This window comes from Thalassospira lucentensis, assembly GCF_050516545.1.
Classification (GTDB): Bacteria; Pseudomonadota; Alphaproteobacteria; order Rhodospirillales; family Thalassospiraceae; genus Thalassospira; species Thalassospira lucentensis_C.
Genome location: NZ_CP191544.1, coordinates 183,958 through 199,572 on the forward strand (window position 1 = coordinate 183,958; position 15,615 = coordinate 199,572).

At 49.8% G+C, this 15,615-nt stretch carries 16 protein-coding genes; 12 read left to right on the plus strand and 4 right to left on the minus strand.

The window, feature by feature from the left end:
- Position 1 precedes the first annotated feature (1 nt).
- Genes ACQ0MK_RS00775 through ACQ0MK_RS00790 form a run of 4 tightly spaced genes read left to right on the plus strand, consistent with a single transcriptional unit; the run spans position 2 to position 3,838 of the window.
- On the plus strand, positions 2–1,084 hold the full coding sequence (locus ACQ0MK_RS00775) for a C4-dicarboxylate TRAP transporter substrate-binding protein (protein ID WP_430474404.1): 1,083 nt from the start codon (positions 2–4) through the stop codon (positions 1,082–1,084).
- Positions 1,085–1,098: 14 nt separating this feature from the next.
- Positions 1,099–1,659: a TRAP transporter small permease gene (locus ACQ0MK_RS00780; protein WP_430474405.1), complete on the plus strand. Its 561-nt coding sequence runs from the start codon at positions 1,099–1,101 to the stop codon at positions 1,657–1,659.
- Positions 1,656–2,963 carry a TRAP transporter large permease gene (locus ACQ0MK_RS00785; RefSeq protein WP_430474406.1) on the plus strand — a complete coding sequence of 436 codons (1,308 nt, stop codon included), beginning with the start codon at positions 1,656–1,658 and terminating at the stop codon, positions 2,961–2,963. Before ACQ0MK_RS00780 ends, ACQ0MK_RS00785 begins: the two co-directional genes overlap by 4 nt.
- A gap of 8 nt (positions 2,964–2,971) precedes the next feature.
- Entirely contained in the window at positions 2,972–3,838 is an 867-nt protein-coding gene (locus ACQ0MK_RS00790) for a dioxygenase (RefSeq protein WP_430474407.1), read from the plus strand.
- 12 nt (positions 3,839–3,850) lie between these two features.
- On the opposite strand, the gene ACQ0MK_RS00795 is transcribed toward ACQ0MK_RS00790, so the two are convergent.
- On the minus strand, positions 3,851–4,543 hold the full coding sequence (locus ACQ0MK_RS00795) for a GntR family transcriptional regulator (protein WP_430474408.1): 693 nt from the start codon (positions 4,541–4,543) through the stop codon (positions 3,851–3,853).
- A gap of 498 nt (positions 4,544–5,041) precedes the next feature.
- Positions 5,042–5,788 (minus strand): FadR/GntR family transcriptional regulator, encoded by a 747-nt coding sequence (locus ACQ0MK_RS00800; protein WP_430474409.1) that lies wholly within the window; start codon positions 5,786–5,788, stop codon positions 5,042–5,044.
- Between the two features lie 360 nt (positions 5,789–6,148).
- Here ACQ0MK_RS00800 and ACQ0MK_RS00805 point away from each other — a divergent pair, with 360 nt between their 5' ends.
- The 7 genes from ACQ0MK_RS00805 to ACQ0MK_RS00835 all read left to right on the plus strand — a co-directional run bounded on the left by ACQ0MK_RS00805 (position 6,149) and on the right by ACQ0MK_RS00835 (position 12,131).
- A complete protein-coding gene (locus ACQ0MK_RS00805; RefSeq protein WP_430474410.1) occupies positions 6,149–7,108 on the plus strand; it encodes a TRAP transporter substrate-binding protein in 960 nt (319 codons plus the stop codon).
- Between the two features lie 170 nt (positions 7,109–7,278).
- Positions 7,279–7,716 carry a TRAP transporter small permease gene (locus ACQ0MK_RS00810; RefSeq protein WP_430474411.1) on the plus strand — a complete coding sequence of 146 codons (438 nt, stop codon included), beginning with the start codon at positions 7,279–7,281 and terminating at the stop codon, positions 7,714–7,716.
- Between the two features lies 1 nt (position 7,717).
- Complete coding sequence (locus tag ACQ0MK_RS00815; protein ID WP_430474412.1) at positions 7,718–8,998, plus strand: TRAP transporter large permease; 1,281 nt, start codon at positions 7,718–7,720, stop codon at positions 8,996–8,998.
- An 83-nt stretch (positions 8,999–9,081) separates the two neighbouring features.
- Positions 9,082–9,792: a ribonuclease activity regulator RraA gene (locus ACQ0MK_RS00820; RefSeq protein WP_430474413.1), complete on the plus strand. Its 711-nt coding sequence runs from the start codon at positions 9,082–9,084 to the stop codon at positions 9,790–9,792.
- Between the two features lie 44 nt (positions 9,793–9,836).
- A complete protein-coding gene (locus ACQ0MK_RS00825) occupies positions 9,837–10,598 on the plus strand; it encodes an SDR family NAD(P)-dependent oxidoreductase (RefSeq protein WP_430474414.1) in 762 nt (253 codons plus the stop codon).
- A 99-nt stretch (positions 10,599–10,697) separates the two neighbouring features.
- Positions 10,698–11,603 carry a sugar kinase gene (locus tag ACQ0MK_RS00830; RefSeq protein ID WP_430474415.1) on the plus strand — a complete coding sequence of 302 codons (906 nt, stop codon included), beginning with the start codon at positions 10,698–10,700 and terminating at the stop codon, positions 11,601–11,603.
- A 120-nt stretch (positions 11,604–11,723) separates the two neighbouring features.
- Positions 11,724–12,131 (plus strand): cupin domain-containing protein, encoded by a 408-nt coding sequence (locus ACQ0MK_RS00835; RefSeq protein ID WP_430474416.1) that lies wholly within the window; start codon positions 11,724–11,726, stop codon positions 12,129–12,131.
- Positions 12,132–12,183: 52 nt separating this feature from the next.
- On the opposite strand, the gene ACQ0MK_RS00840 is transcribed toward ACQ0MK_RS00835, so the two are convergent.
- Positions 12,184–12,918, minus strand: coding sequence for a FadR/GntR family transcriptional regulator (locus tag ACQ0MK_RS00840; RefSeq protein WP_430474417.1), 735 nt, complete (start codon positions 12,916–12,918; stop codon positions 12,184–12,186).
- A gap of 464 nt (positions 12,919–13,382) precedes the next feature.
- On the minus strand, positions 13,383–14,261 hold the full coding sequence (locus ACQ0MK_RS00845; RefSeq protein ID WP_430474418.1) for a LysR family transcriptional regulator: 879 nt from the start codon (positions 14,259–14,261) through the stop codon (positions 13,383–13,385).
- Between the two features lie 119 nt (positions 14,262–14,380).
- Between ACQ0MK_RS00845 and ACQ0MK_RS00850 the strand changes: the two genes are divergently transcribed.
- Positions 14,381–15,544 (plus strand): mandelate racemase/muconate lactonizing enzyme family protein, encoded by a 1,164-nt coding sequence (locus ACQ0MK_RS00850; protein ID WP_430474419.1) that lies wholly within the window; start codon positions 14,381–14,383, stop codon positions 15,542–15,544.
- Positions 15,545–15,615 lie beyond the last annotated feature (71 nt).

Genomic DNA, 15,615 nt, shown 5'->3' on the forward strand with positions numbered 1-15,615 from the left:
GATGAAGACTAAACTTATGAGAATGGCAGCAGGTGCGATTTTAACCGTTCTTGCTGCTGCACCCGCCACGGCACAAGAAGTGATTGTCGCCAATGTGATTGACGGATACCCCGCACGTGCAATGTGGGTGAAGGAATTCAGTAATTTCTTTATTCCGGAAGTTGATAAACGCCTGGCCGAGACGGGCAATTACAAGATGGATTGGCGTGAGAGTTACGGCGGTACCGTCGTTAAACCGCGTGGTGTGCTTGAAGGTATCCAGCTTGGCCTGGGGGACATCGGTATTGTTACGACGATTTTCCATTCGTCGAAACTACCAAGTCAGGCCATTTCAGCGGTAACACCATTTGTTTCGGCCGATGCCCGTGTGGTTGCACGAGCAGTTGACGAAATTGCACGAGAATTCCCAACAATGCAGGCGGAATTCGAGAAGCAAAACCAAGTCTACCTGACCACAGGTGTTGTTCTTGATACCTATCAGCTTTTCTCGAAGTCTGAGGTCGGGACACTTGCGGGCCTTAACGGTGCAAAAATCGCCGGGGCGGGCATGAATCTGCGCTATGTCGAAGGTATCGAGGGTGCCGTTGGCGTGCGCGGTGGACTAACGGACTTCTATAATATGTTGCAGACTGATTTGGTCGAACATGCCATGCTTTGGCCAGAAGCCGCAGCGACATTCAAGATCGCCGAAGTTGCACCTTATATGTTGAATGCCAATCTCGGTGCGGTGAATACGAAAACCGTGACCGCGAACAAGGATTACTGGAATGGCCTGCCGGATGAGGTCAAAACGGTTATTCAGGAAGTCGCGATTTCCTATCGCGATCATCTTGCCGAACTTGCGATGTCAAAAGCAGCAGAAAGTCATATCGCCTTTATGACGGCTGGCGGAACGATCATTAGCATGAGCGATACAGAACGTAAGGCTTGGGCGGATTCCATGCCGGATATTGCTGCTGAATGGGCAAAAGATCTTGATGATGATGGTCAACCCGGCTCTGAAATGCTGAAGGCCTATCTTGCTAAGCTTGAAGCAGGTGGCAGTGAAGCATTGCGCGACTGGTCTGCGGGGCTGTCGAATTGACAGGCAGGGCAGATTTGATTGAAGCACCGGTACTACGTTGGTACCGGTGCCTTCATGCCGGTTTGACAAAGCTCATCGAGCGGACTTCAGTGTTAGCCAATGTGACCGGGACGCTGATGGTTCTGGCGCTGGTTGTTGTTGTGAATTACGACATGCTGGCGAGAACCCTTTTTCACCGGCCACTTCACGGTGCCATCGAGCTTGTACAGTTTGCGATGGTGTTGATTGTGTTTCTTCAGTTGCCTGATGTCATTCGCGCAGGCCGACTAACGCGTTCCGAAGGATTTCTTGTCCTTCTTGAGCTGTTTAGTCCTGTCTTGGCGAGGGCGATGCGACGATTGATCGATACTTTGTCTTTCGTGATTATGGCCTTGATCGCGGTAGCCTCTTTTCCACTTTTTATCGAGATGTGGGAAAGCCAGGATTACTTCGGAATACCGGGTGTCTTCACCGCGCCGTGGTGGCCAATCAAGCTAACCATTCTGGTCAGTTCTTGCTTATGTGGAGCAATCTTTGTTCTGCGGGTGATTGCGCCAATTAGACGGGCCAATGCAGAAGAAGTGGAAAGCGAATGACCCCCATTGAAATTGGCGGCCTTTCGGTTGTTGCCATCGTATTGCTTATATATTTTGGTGTTTATATTCCAATAGCGCTGAGTGCTGTGTCCTTTGTTGCAATCTGGCTGATGCGCGACAACTTTGAGTTGGCGCTTAATCTGTTGAAGATTGCGGTCAGCGAAAGTGCAATGGAATACACCTTCGCGACAGTTCCCTTGTTTAGTTTCATGGGACTTGTTGTCTCAAGGGCCGGCCTTGGGTCTGACCTCTATGCGGTGATGAGTACCTCGTTCCGCCGGGTGCGAGGCGGGATTGGCATGGCAACCGTCGGTGCAAATGCCGGGTTTGCTGCTGTCACCGGAAGTTCCATTGCATCAGCTTCGGTGTTTTCCAAGGTCGCTGTCCCGGAGATGCTGAAATACGACTACAACCCACGTTTTGCCGTTGGTGTTGTTGCCGGATCGTCCGTGTTGGGGATGATCATTCCACCTTCCGCGATGTTGATCATCTATTCCTTTGTTGCCGAGCAATCAGTTGGGGCGATGTTCATCGCAGGTGTTGTCCCCGGTTTGATGCTGGCGGGGGCTTATCTTGTTGCGATTTTTTTAATGGGGCGTTTTACCCCGGCTTTTGTCGGTGGTCGCGCGGCAGAAGACTATCAACCCATGCCATGGTCGGAAATTGCTTCAAAAACGTTTCCGATGGTGTTTCTGATCGCAACGGTGATCGGTGGAATTTATCTGGGCTGGATGACCCCGGTTGAAGCCGGTGCCGCCGGGGCGCTGTTGGGGCTCGTTATCGCTGTTTTACGACGCTCTATCTCCTGGAAAGGACTTTGGGAAACGTTGATTGAAACCGGTCATATTACGGCAGCTATCCTGTTTCTGATTACAGCGGCGTCAATCTATAGCCGTATGCTTGGTTTGGCTGGCTTGCCCAATGAGCTGGATCGGCTTCTGGGTCAGAGTGACTTTGGTTTCATTCAGATCATGTTCTTCTATGTGGTCTTGATGCTGTTTCTAGGCACTATTCTCGATACATCTTCGATTATCCTGATTGTTGTTCCCCTGTTTTTGCCATTGATCGAGCCGATGGGATTATCCCTTGTGTGGTTCGGTATTATTACCGTGATTGGTGCGGAGATCGGGCTTCTGACACCACCTCTGGGCATATCGTGTTTCGTGATCAAAGCGACGCTTGATGATGACCGGGTCACTCTTAAGGACGTCTTCCTTGGGGCACTGCCTTTTGCGGGTGTGATGTTGATTGTTTTGATCTTGCTGATCGCCTTCCCGTCGCTCTCCCTATCCCTTCTGAACTAGGATCGACTATGAGAAACGTTACACCTGACAATATCAGCGAAGTTTTTGCCGGATATTTTGGAGACGATACCGACCCACGGTTTAAGGAGATAATGTCTGCACTAGCCCGTCATCTTCATGAGTTTACGCGTGAAGTATCTCTCACACATGATGAATGGCGTGCTGCTCTTAAGGCAATGGAATGGGCCGGAAACATCACCACACCTGAACGCAATGAATTTGTTCTTTTATCCGATGTGCTTGGTCTGTCCTCGTTGGTTGATATGATCAATTCACCGGATGGTGCGACAAGTTCTAGTGTGCTTGGCCCGTTTCATGTGTCGGATGCACCGCCAATGCAGATCGGCGATGACATGAAGCGCCATTATCCCGGCGAGGTATTATTGGTTCAGGGGCGTGTGCAGGATCTGGACGGGAATCCAGTGCCATTTTCCAAACTTGATATCTGGCAAACCGCCCCAAATGGCCTGTATTCAAGTCAGGACCCTGAACAGGATATCATGTCTTTCCATGGTCTGATGACAGCGGATGAAAACGGCTATTACGGTTTCACGACCGTTCGACCTGTTGTCTATACAGTGCCAACAGACGGGCCGGTGGGAAGTATCCTGAATGCTGCGGGGCGTCATCCATGGCGCCCGTCTCATCTACATTTCATCATCAAGGCAGATGGATACCGTGACCTTGTGACGGAAGTCTTCCCTGACGATGATCCATACCTTGATCAGGACACGGTATTTGGGGTCCGCGAAGATCTGGTGATGTGCTACGAACAAAAACCTTCGGGCACTTTCCCGGAAGGCTTTGCCATATCGGGAAAAGTGAACGAGGCTTACTTGGCGGTCAATTTTGACTTCAAACTTGTCGCGAAATAAAAGCGGGTAGCTCTATTTTGAAGGCACAAGTGCAGACTGGCGTAGAAATTCGCCGGTCTGCTGATAGTGGTCCAAAAGATGTTCGGAGGCGCGTTCGATATCGCGTGCGACGGCTGCTTCCATGATTTCCCGATGTTCGCGTTTTACATCCCGCTTGCCATAATTCTGCGACCGACCAGCAAGATAGCGGTAGCGAACGTTAAGATCATAAAGCTGATGGCAATAGTGGAGTAGGATCGGGGAGTGGCAATTTGCCAGCAACGCCATGTGAAAGCTTTTGTGTCGTTCTTCAAATAACGGGATGTCTTTTGCGTCTGTGCGTGACATGCGGTGATGGGAGAGAACCAATTCTTCTTCCCAGGCATCGTCCGCATTCGAGATGCTTTCGCGAAGAGCCATATCTTCCAGCGCACAGCGGAGATTAAGAATTTCGTTGAAGTTCTGCTGGCTGACAGGTGCTGTTCTAAATCCACGTTGATCAAGGCGCTCGACAAGTTGCTCCGAAGTCAACAGACTCAGGGCTTCGCGAATAGGAGAAGCTCCTGTTTGCAGAATCTCTTTGAGGTTTTCGATTTTGAGCTTTGTACCTGGGCGCAACTCGCCGGTCACAATCATGTTTCGAATTGCGTCATAGGCGGTTTGTGTCGCGGAAACAATTTGCGAACTTTGTTGTGACGGTGATGCTGTTTGCGAGGGTGAATTCATAGTGTTTCTGTGGCGTGTAATGCAAAGAAATCAATGATCATACTATATCCATTTGCCGAACCAGAGCTATCTGTATACTGCGTGAAAGAATTATGTGTTCTTTGATGATGTTTGGGCGTTTGTCCGATGTCTGCAAAGATTGGCCAGACGGCTGGCAGGGCAGGTTTTCAAATCTTTGCAAGCAGGCTGGTCATAGTTAATATGACGAGATTCATGCCCCTCGGCATACACCCAATTCTCAATCTTACTTTAGTCGATATTTTGTATTTTTTACAAGTTATATCGATATTTAATGTCCGTCTATCTCATCAAATAAAGATTAGGCCATGATCTTCTTTTTGATGTGGAATGGACAATTGGCCGGCGTAAATCAGAACGATGCGCGAGTTATTTAACTTCCCAGCGACCGAATAGATCTTGGAAAAGCAAACTGATCCGGTGGGATTGGTTGGCTTGATAAACTGGTTCTTATCAGAAGATGATATGATTTCTTAGAGGTTAGGTGGCGCTGCGGTGATAGGATAATTGCCGAAAGCGTGTTGCGCTTTTTTCCAGATGCTCACGCATGGCGCCATAGGCGCGGTCCGCGTCCTTGTCTGAAATGGCATCGACAATTTCCCGATGTTCACTGAGCAGGATGTCGATTTTATCAAGTCGCCGTGCTTCGTTTGCGCCGTAACCAGTGTCAAAGACCTGCTTTAAAGCTGCATCGATTATGTAATCCAAAAAATCGACATAGATCGGATTGTTCGTGGCCTCAGCGACGGCGTGGTGGAATGCATGGTCTGGCTGTGCTGAATCGAGTTCTTCGCTTTCCAAAGCCAATTTCAGGCGTTCATAGCATTCCTGTATGTGGGCTTCTTGTGCAGGGGAGCGACGTTGTGCGGCGAGTGCGGCGGCCTCGGTTTCTACGCCGATGCGTAGTTCCAGAACGTTAAGGACGGATGAGACATTTTTGAGGTTGCCCAAGTCGAAGCCTGAAGAGTCACTCAACGGCTTACGTGAAGGATCGGCGACGAAAAATCCAACGCCATGTTTTGCTATTACCAGCCCATCGGCTTTGAGTGTGGCAAGCGCTTCCCGGATCACTGTGCGGCTAACATCATGTTGGATGCACAAATCTTTCTCTTTGGGCAGAGGGTCGCCAGGGGACAGGTTTTCGGTTTTGATTTGAGCCCGTAATCGCTCCGTTGCGGTCTCGGTGAGCGAGGCTTTTCTGGTGGGGTGGAACGGAGATTTGGTCATTTTTGACTCTTGTTAAAGTTGGGGCAACGCCAGAGTTCAGGCGCAGAATCGTGATGAGATCTAATAAGAGATATTATCTCATGACCTATATAATGCAAACAAAAGTTGACTAATAATCGGCGTGCTCACGGATTTAGATGTTTTGAGGTATTTGGAATAGACAATTAAATCAAAGAGATAGTTTCATTGTGTGTGAAAGGGGTCTCAAATGTTGTAAATATTTGTAAATTATGAGTTGCGACGCATCAGCGGTTGATATAATACCTATGTCATTGCCAAACCGGGTAATGTAAAAAAATCAGGGAGAAACATAATATGTCTTTAGGGAAGAAGTGGTCTTCGAAAATCCAGGCGTCTCTGATGGCGTTGTTGATTGCGCCGGCTCTTGTTGTAAGCGCATCCGCAGACGCAAAAGATTGGAGCGGTTGGAACATCCACGTTGTGGATTATCCAGTTTCGCACGGCATGGAAGCATTTGCCGCCGAAGTTAGTGAGAAGACGGATGGTCGTCTGACCAGTAAAGTTTTCCACGGTGGTGTTCTGGGGTCGCAGCCTGATGCGATTGAGCAAACCCGTCTTGGTATCATCAATTTTGGTGTTTTCAGCCTCGGACCGATGGGGCAGGCTGTTCCGGAAGCAAACGTTGTTTCCCTGCCATTCATTTTCAAAGGTGTTGATCAGATGCACCGTTTGATGGACGGCGAAGCAGGTGCTGCGATTGGTGAAGGGCTTGCGGAAAAGGGTATCGTTGCGCTTGGTTACTATGATGCCGGTGCACGTTCTTTCTACAACTCCAAAAAGCCGATCAACTCGCCAGATGATGTTGCAGGCCTTAAAGTTCGCGTCATGAACAACGATCTTTTCGTTGGCATGGTCGACTCAATGGGCGGTAACGCAACGCCAATGGCATTTGGCGAAGTTTACACCGCGCTGCAGACGGGCATTGTTGATGGTGCAGAAAACAACCCACCATCTTATGAATCAACCAACCATTTCGAGGTTGCTGGTTTCTATTCGATGTCTGAGCACCTGATCATTCCAGAATGCCTGTGCATGAGCAAACGTACCTGGGATGAGCTTTCTGCTGAAGATCAGGCGATTGTTCAAGAAGCTGCAACCAATAGCGTAACCCTTCAGCGTAAGCTTTGGGCGGAACGTGAAGAAGCCAGCATGAGCAAGCTTCGTGATGCAGGCGTCCAGATCAACACGATCGATGACAAATCGAAGTTCCAAGCTGCAATGGAGCCGGTCTATGCCCAGTTCCTTGAAGCAAATCCTGAGCTGTCCGATCTTGTTCAGCTGATGCGTAGCTCCGACTAATCTGTCGCGTAATCTTCGTAGGAACGGTTCGCGCAAAATTATCTGCGCGAACCGTTTCCGACATGCCGGAGTAAACAACCTTGCATTTCCTGGAAAAAGTTTTGGCACGGGTTGAGGTGCTGTTTAATTGGATTAACCGGATCAATCTATTCCTGTGTTGCGGTGCACTTGTGGTTTTGATTTTGACCTTTGGCTGGCTTGTGATTGGTCGATACATTTTGAATTCGACCCCGACCTGGGTTGAGCAACTTGCGTTGCTTTTAGTGGTCTATATTACCTTTCTTGCGACAGCGTCTGGCGTGTATGAGAACCGGCATCTCGGTATGGCATTTCTTAGGGACGCAACGCCTTCTTTCATTCGCAGGCCGTTAGTCTTTGTCACACATGTCGCGGTTGCCACGTTTGGTTTCATCATGATGACCAACAGTGTCGAGCTGTTTGAGTTCGGTTGGTCAACCAAATTACCAATGCTGAACATCCCCGAAAGCTTTCGTACGCTGCCGGTTATTATCTGTGGGGGCATGATGTTCATGTTCGCCAGCGCACAGGCGCTTTGCGAGTTGTTGAATACGACCCACAAACTCATAAGAAAAAATACGGGAGAATAAAATGGGGTTGGCTATTCTTCTGAGCGTATTTGGGGTCAGTATTATTGTTGGGGTCCCGGTTGCGTTCGCAATGGGGCTGGCTGCAGCGGCGGCTTTCGCATTTGAAGGTTTCCCGGCACTTCTGACATTCCAGCGTGTTGTCTCGGGCGTCTCTGTCTTTTCATTGCTTGCAATTCCGTTCTTCATCTTTGCCGGTGAACTGATGCTGCATGGCGGTCTGGCACTTAAACTGGTGCGCTTTGCTTCGGCCCTTGTTGGACGTGTGCGCGGTGGGTTGGCGACGGTCAATATTTTCTCAAGCATGTTGTTTGGTGGTATTTCAGGCTCGGCAGTTGCTGATATTTCGGCACTCGGATCGCTGATTATTCCGGCAATGAAAGAGAAAGGTTACAAAGGCGACTATGCTGTCAACGTTACCGTGACATCGTCAATCGCGGGCGTTGTTATCCCACCAAGTCACAACATGATCATTTTTGCAGTTGCTGCAGGCGGCGGGATATCTATTTCCAAGCTGTTTCTTGCCGGGGTCATTCCGGGCATATTGATGTGTGTTTTCCTTGCGATCGCGGCATATATTCTTGCTGTGAAGGCAAACTACCCTGCAGAACCTTTTCCCGGATGGGCGGTTGTTCTGACCGCTGCAGCGTCGGCATTGCCGGGTCTATTCACCGCTGTGATCATTGTTGGCGGCGTTTTGTCTGGTGTATTCACGGTCACAGAATCAGGCGCCTTTGGTGCAATTTATGCCTTCGTCCTGACCGCGCTTGTCTACCGATCTCTTAGTTGGGACGCGTTTATTGAATGTTTGGTCAGTGCTGTGCGGACGACATCGGTTGTTATGATCTTGATCGGTTGTGCAAGCGCGTTTGCCTATCTTCTGGCATTTTATCAGGTGCCGGAATTGCTGACCAATACGCTGCTGGACATCTCTGAAAACCCGATTGTTATTCTGCTTATGCTGAACGTCATTCTTTTGGCGCTTGGTATGATCATGGATATGGCAGCGTTGATTTTGATCTGCACGCCAATTTTCTTACCGATTGCGACATCGATTGGGATGGACCCGATCCAGTTCGGGATCATGCTGTTGGTCAATCTCGGCTTGGGGCTTTGCACACCGCCAGTAGGGACGTGTTTGTTCGTTGGCTGTGCTGTTGGAAAGGTCCCGATTGAACAAGCATTGCGCACCATCTGGCCGTTTTATTTGGCGATGCTGGCAGCCCTTCTGCTTGTGACGTTCGTGCCCTCAGTTTCACTGTTCTTACCGTCATTACTGGGATAGCTGGCCGGGTTCGCGAGCGCGCTTGAACCAGTGCTGTTCGCGATTGCCGGTGCTATGCCACCTGACCTTCAGGAGAGTTCCTAATGGAAACCAAAATTCTCAGTGAAGACATCATGAATGTCTTTCGCACGGCTTCAACTGCAAGCCTGTGTACACAACTCTACAAGCGCGGTATACGCAATAATTTTGTCCAAGGGGTTGCACCGCTTGGGAAAGATCATGAACGTATGGTTGGTCAAGCTTTCACGCTGCGATACATTCCGGCTCGTGAAGATCTGAACACACTTGAAGTGTTCAAAGATCCGAAGCATCCACAACGTTATGCGGTTGAAACAATTCCTGCCGGGCAGGTTCTTGTTATGGATTGCCGTCGGGATTCCAATGCTGCATCTGCCGGCAGTATTTTGGCCAAGCGTCTTGAAGTGCGTGGCTGTGCCGGGATTGTGACGGATGGCGGTTTGCGGGATGCGGACAATATCGCATCCCTTGATATGCCAGCTTTCTGCGCGAACCCTTCTGCGCCGACCAACCTTACTCTCCATCAAGCAATGGACATCAATGTTCCAATTGGTTGTGGCGGGGCCCCAGTATTCCCGGGTGATTTAGTGGTTGGCGATGGTGATGGCGTGGTCATTGTACCGCTCGACCTGGTCGAGGAACTTGCCGAAGAGCTTCCAAAAATGGAAGCGTTCGAGGCCTATGTCTATGAGCGTGTCAGCAATGGCGAAAGCATCATCGGTCTTTATCCGCCAAATGCAGAAACCTTGAAAAAATACCAAGAATCAGTGGGTTGATTGAAACCCAAACGTACTAGAATCAAAAGACTAAGGACCAGACAATGACGATACGTTATGACGACAAAGTAGTTCTCGTGACAGGTGCAAGCACAGGTATTGGTGCGGCTGTTGCCAAGGGTTTTGCGAAAAACGGCGCAAAGGTTGCAATTAACTACGGGTCGAGCCACGCTGAAGCAAAAGAAGTTCTGGCTGAAATCGTTGGCCAGTCCGGGGAAGCTGAACTGTTCCCTGCCGATCTGCGTGACACGGCTGCTGTTAAAAAAATGGTAGAAGATGTTATTGCCAAATTTGGCAAAATTGACGTTCTGGTTTGTAACGCAGGTGGCCTTGTTGACCGTGTTGGGCTGGAAGCCATGTCTGACGAGTTCTATGACAGTGTGATGGACCTGAATGTCCGGTCTGTTGTTTCCACATGTTCAGCTGCACTTCCTCACCTGTCCAAATCCAAAGGCAATGTGATCATCACTGGGTCTGTTGCGACAAAAGTTGGTGGGGGGGCTGGTGCAAGCCTTTATGCCGCATCCAAGGCAGCTGCTCAAAACTTGATCAAGACTTATGCCAAAGAATATGCGGCGGAGGGCATTCGCTTTAACTCTGTTTCTCCAGGCACGATTTACACTCTGTTCCATGAAAAACATACCAGCCCGGAAGTCCTTAAAAATATTGCGGCAAGTATTCCGATGAAGCGTCTCGGAACACCGGAAGATTGCGTGGGCGCATATCTGTTCCTCGCATCTGATGATCTTGCCGGATACATCACCGGTCAGGCTGTTGAGGTCAATGGCGGACAGTTGATGCCGTAATACGGCGTTTTTCTTTGTTGTTTTTGCTGACCGGGATTTGGCGCATTCCAATCCCGGTCAGCATCTCGGTTTCGATGGACGGCATGTCAGGAACAGCGTGTGGCTTTGATTGACAGATCAATTCTCCTGATTGGGGAATGCATGATTGAACTGTCACCTTTGCAAGGTGGCGAATTCAAGTCAGGCTTTGCAGGCGATACATTCAATACCGCATGGTATCTCCGCCGGAAAATGCGTGATGCATGGAATGTGGGTTACTTTACAGCGGTTGGTGATGATCACTGGTCGGCTGAAATGCTCCGGTTTTTTGCCGGAGCAGGAGTTGATACCCGTGATGTTGTGACCGTCGCAGGCCGATCACCGGGCCTTTACATTGTAAGGCTGGAAAAAGGCGAGCGCAGTTTTTCCTATTGGCGGAGTAACTCTGCGGCGCGTGCGATGATGGACGACAAAGAGCAGTTCGAGCGCTCTCTTGAAGGCAAAGGTGTCATCTTCTTTTCAGGTATAACGCTTGCGATCCTTAGTCCAGAGAACCGAGATCGTTTCATCGCAGCACTGGCGCAGGCACGGCTTAAAGGTAGTTTGATCGCGTTTGATCCGAATGTGCGACCTCATCTTTGGGAAAGTTCTGATGTGATGCGCTCGACGATCAGCAAAGCCGGTGAGGTTGCCGATATTGTTCTGCCGTCTTTTGAGGATGAGCACACCCATTTTGGGGATAAGTCCTCTGAGGAAACCATCCGGCGCTATGCAACGGAACCGGGCAAGGTGATTGTTGTAAAAAATGGCGGTCACGAAGTCGTCACGCAGAGCTCCCAAGGGGATTTGTCTTTCTGGGCACCAGCCAAAGTCGAAAATCCGGTTGATACGACGGCTGCAGGTGATGCGTTTAACGCAGGTTTCCTGGCGTCCTACCTTGAAGATGAGAATATCCCGGATGCCGTAGCGTGTGGTGGGGCACTTGCTGCGAAAGTCATCTCTAAATTGGGGGCGCTGGTTGACTGATTGGTTTCCAGTTTGCCGCCTTTTGCATTTACCGGCCCCACCTGGTGGCCGGTAAATGGGTCTCCCGAGACCCTAACTGGCCCGGCGGGTTCGCCGGGCCATTTTTTGAACAGCATGTAATTGTTTGCTTCTGCCATTATTTTACAAACAGCTAAGAGAGAAGGCATGATTGTTAATTCAGATAGTCCGTCAGAATGGATGACTTCAGGTCCGGGTGCTCAGCGGCGCATTCTGTGTGAGAATGAAGAACTGATGATGGTCGAATTTCGGTTTGAAAAAGACGGTCAGGGTCTTTGGCATAACCATCCCCATACCCAGACAACCTATGTATCTTCAGGATCTTTTCAGTTCACCGTTGGGGATGAAACCAAAATACTCAATCCCGGCGATGCCATGTTGATCCCGCCACATGCGTTCCATAAATGCCTTTGTCTGGAAGCAGGAATCTTGCTTGATGCATTCACTCCACGGCGCGAAGATTTTATGGATGCACATGGCTGGAATAAAAAGCCCAAAGAAGCAGAATAATCCCAAAGATGTGAACGCGACTTGCAACGTTGGCATTATGTGGCAGCTAACCTTAGCTAAGTAGGTCGTCGTTCTTTCTTTCGCTTTCAAAGACGCGAATACGGGCTTTTTCCAGATGCGTTCTCATGGCGATCCGGGCACCTTCCTTATCACGACGTTTCAGGGCATCAACGATTGCGTAATGCTCTGCTTGAACGGTTTCAAGGCGAGCTTTGGGTTTGGTTAGCGAAAGGCTACGGGTCAAATTCATCCCGGTAAGGATATTGGTCTTGATGGATGAACGGGCCTTGACGAAATAGGTGTTGCCAGATGCAAGGCAAATGGCCTCGTGAAGCTCTTCGTCAAGATCAGTTCCCAATTCACCATTTTGGGCGCAAATGTCGAGCGCCTTGATCAGGGACGTGATGTGTTGAATATCGCGCTCGCTTCTGCGTTCAGCCGCAAGAAAGGCTGCTTCGCTTTCAATCGCGGCTCGGAATTCAAATGATTTCTGGATATCCGCAAGTGAACCAGCCGGGGCAAAGTCCATTGCCGCACTTTCGGGTTTGCGCGTGACGTACGATCCAGATCCACGTCGTGAGACGATAACGCCATCTTCACGCAATTGTTTAAGTGCTTGTCGCAGAACCGGGCGTGACACTTCCATTTTTTCACTTAAAACATGTTCGGTGGGCAGTTTCGAACCAACCAATAGTTCTTTGTTAATGATCATCGTCAAGATGCGTTCATAAACAATGTTTGAGAGGGTGCCGGTTTGAACATGTTGATCGGAATGCAAGGGGGTCACGGGGCGAAAATCCTAACGGGCAGTGATTCACTATGCGCAATGCACGAATGTCAGACAGGTGTGGGCTATAGTAAAAATTGCCTGTCAGAATATCGACCAAATATAGCAGATACTTACTGTGATCTAATAGTGTTTCTCGTGTAAAATTTTGGATTGATTGAGAAAACAACTTGGTCTTTTCCTTTGCCTATGTGCAGGGCCTTTGCTGGAAAGGCATTTGTCTCGTCAGGTAGGATTGGTTCAGGCTGCTGCTCAATCTCTTTCAGAGCAGAATCGTTAAAATGTTGCGTGTTGTAGCTTTATTGGAAACTTGCTTATCCAAGTGCGGTCTGATCGTACGGGCATTTTTTAGTGCCTTCGGTTCCAAGCTCTTTGAAGCTTGAGTAACGTGCCGCGTCTTCTTGGTCAATGTCATCTCTGATGCCAGTAGTAGCATGGAGACATTTTCATCGTTTCAAACAAGATCAGAACAAGGAAGACCAAAGTTCTTCGGCGATTTTGCTTAGTCTTCGTCGGGGTCGACTGATGCGGATTTCAAGCGTGATCGCCGGGTATTTTGGATCAAAGATTTCCAACTGCCCGGTATCGCGGTCGCGCCCGGCAAGGCTTTCGGGGAGCCATGCGACACCTGCACCACTTTTTGTCATTGAAAGCAACGTCGCGGCAAGATGGGATGTGAAGCCCGCCTTGGCCAAGCGATTTGTGCTGACGTGTTTGCAGGTTGCATCAATGATCCTGCCAAGGCCGGATTCTTGGCTGTAGGCAAGGTAGGGTGCGGGCTGTTTTGCGGTTTTGATCTGTGACGCCAAGAATGGGCTGATCATGGCAATAAGCTGATCATGGCCAATGACCCGGCTTTGGAACAGTGGTGGTTGCAGTTCCGACGGTGCGTCGGGATGGGCATGGGCAATCAAAAAATCGATCTCGCCCTTTTGCATCAGGTTTTCACAGGCCTGCATGCTGTCAGACACCAGATTTAACGGGCCCAGAGACATGACTTCATTCTGCTGCCTAAGCCATTCGGGGATGAAGGTAAAAGAAAGCGCGTGGGTGGCTGCGATATTCAATGATCCATGTGTAGATTTTGCAAGTTCGCAGGCTTCGCGTTTGGCCTGGTTCAGTGAAAAGCAAACCGCACGGGCATGGGCAAGGAAATGCTGCCCGGATGGTGTCAAGGCAACCGAATGGGTGGTGCGTTCGACCAATTTGGCCCCAATCCAGCTTTCAAGCGCGCGGATACGGCGGCTAAAGGCCGGTTGTGTGATGTTTCGCTGTTCTGCCGCGCGTGAAAAATTAAGCGTCTCGCTTAGTGCGACAAAATCTTCAATCCAACGCAGTTCCATAATGGTTATGCCAATTCAGTATGAACATAGTCGGAGTTCACATTGGATATGTAACGTTGGCAAGCTTTATTCTTAGGCAAGATAAGCAATTCATGTGATTTTGTTCTAAGGATACGGTTATGCAAATTGTCGATATCGTCGAGGTGACCAAGCCGATTGCCTCGCCCATTCGGAACGCCTATATCGATTTTTCGAAAATGACAGCCAGTCTGGTTGCCGTCGTAACCGATGTGGTTCGTGATGGGCGTCGGGTGGTGGGTTATGGGTTTAATTCCAACGGGCGGTATGGGCAGGGCGGACTGATCCGCGAGCGGTTTCGCGATCGCGTTCTTGCAGCAGACCCAGCATCACTTTTGAACGATGCCGGGGATAACCTTGATCCACATCGGATTTGGGCCACCTTGATGCAGAATGAAAAGCCCGGTGGTCACGGGGAACGATCCGTTGCGGTGGGGACCGTGGATATGGCGGTCTGGGATGCGGTTGCCAAGATTGCCGAAAAGCCATTGTTCCATCTGCTGGCCGGTACCTATGGCGGGCAAGCCAACCCAAAGGTTTTTGTTTATGCAGCGGGCGGATATTACTATCCAGACAAGGATTTATTGGCCTTGCGTGCAGAAATGCGCGGATACCTTAATCGCGGCTATACCGTGGTAAAGATGAAAATCGGCGGGGCCTCGATTGATGATGATCGGGCGCGCATAGAAGCGGTGCTTGATGAGATTGGAAGCGAGGCACAGCTTGCTGTTGATGCCAATGGGCGCTTTGATCTTGAAGCCGCAATTGCCTATGCCAAGATGCTGCGCGAGTATCCGTTGTTCTGGTATGAAGAGGCGGGTGATCCGTTAGATTATCAGTTGCAGGCAGCTCTTGCGGATTTTTACCCCGGTGCAATGGCGACAGGCGAAAACCTGTTTTCCCATCAGGATGCCAAGAACCTTTTACGATATGGCGGGATGCGTCCGGATCGCGATTGGCTGCAGTTTGATTGCGCGCTTTCCTATGGGCTCGTTGAATATCTGCGCACGTTAGATGTGCTGAAAACCCATGGCTGGTCACCCAAACGCTGCATTCCACATGGTGGGCATCAAATGTCACTAAATATTGCCGCTGGATTGGGTTTGGGTGGCAACGAAAGCTATCCCGACCTGTTCCAACCCTATGGCGGCTTCCCTGACAGTGTAAAGGTCGAGGATGGCTATATCACCATGCCTGAATTGCCCGGCATTGGCTTTGAAGGAAAATCCGATTTGATTTCGGTGATGCGCGAATTGGCGGAATAAAGTTGGTGGTCAGCAACCTGGGTTTTGGCAGATGTGCAATATAATGAAGAACGGTCCATTCCAAGGATCAG

Bases quoted from the DNA above. Each gene is read 5' to 3' on its own strand.
- ACQ0MK_RS00775 (WP_430474404.1), top strand. From the start codon at position 2: ATGAAGACTAAACTTATGAGAATGGCAGCAGGTGCGATTTTAACCGTT.
- ACQ0MK_RS00785 (WP_430474406.1), top strand. From the start codon at position 1,656: ATGACCCCCATTGAAATTGGCGGCCTTTCGGTTGTTGCCATCGTATTG.
- ACQ0MK_RS00790 (WP_430474407.1), top strand. From the start codon at position 2,972: ATGAGAAACGTTACACCTGACAATATCAGCGAAGTTTTTGCCGGATAT.
- ACQ0MK_RS00795 (WP_430474408.1), bottom strand. From the start codon at position 4,543: ATGAATTCACCCTCGCAAACAGCATCACCGTCACAACAAAGTTCGCAA.
- ACQ0MK_RS00800 (WP_430474409.1), bottom strand. From the start codon at position 5,788: ATGACCAAATCTCCGTTCCACCCCACCAGAAAAGCCTCGCTCACCGAG.
- ACQ0MK_RS00805 (WP_430474410.1), top strand. From the start codon at position 6,149: ATGGCGTTGTTGATTGCGCCGGCTCTTGTTGTAAGCGCATCCGCAGAC.
- ACQ0MK_RS00815 (WP_430474412.1), top strand. From the start codon at position 7,718: ATGGGGTTGGCTATTCTTCTGAGCGTATTTGGGGTCAGTATTATTGTT.
- ACQ0MK_RS00820 (WP_430474413.1), top strand. From the start codon at position 9,082: ATGGAAACCAAAATTCTCAGTGAAGACATCATGAATGTCTTTCGCACG.
- ACQ0MK_RS00825 (WP_430474414.1), top strand. From the start codon at position 9,837: ATGACGATACGTTATGACGACAAAGTAGTTCTCGTGACAGGTGCAAGC.
- ACQ0MK_RS00845 (WP_430474418.1), bottom strand. From the start codon at position 14,261: ATGGAACTGCGTTGGATTGAAGATTTTGTCGCACTAAGCGAGACGCTT.
- ACQ0MK_RS00850 (WP_430474419.1), top strand. From the start codon at position 14,381: ATGCAAATTGTCGATATCGTCGAGGTGACCAAGCCGATTGCCTCGCCC.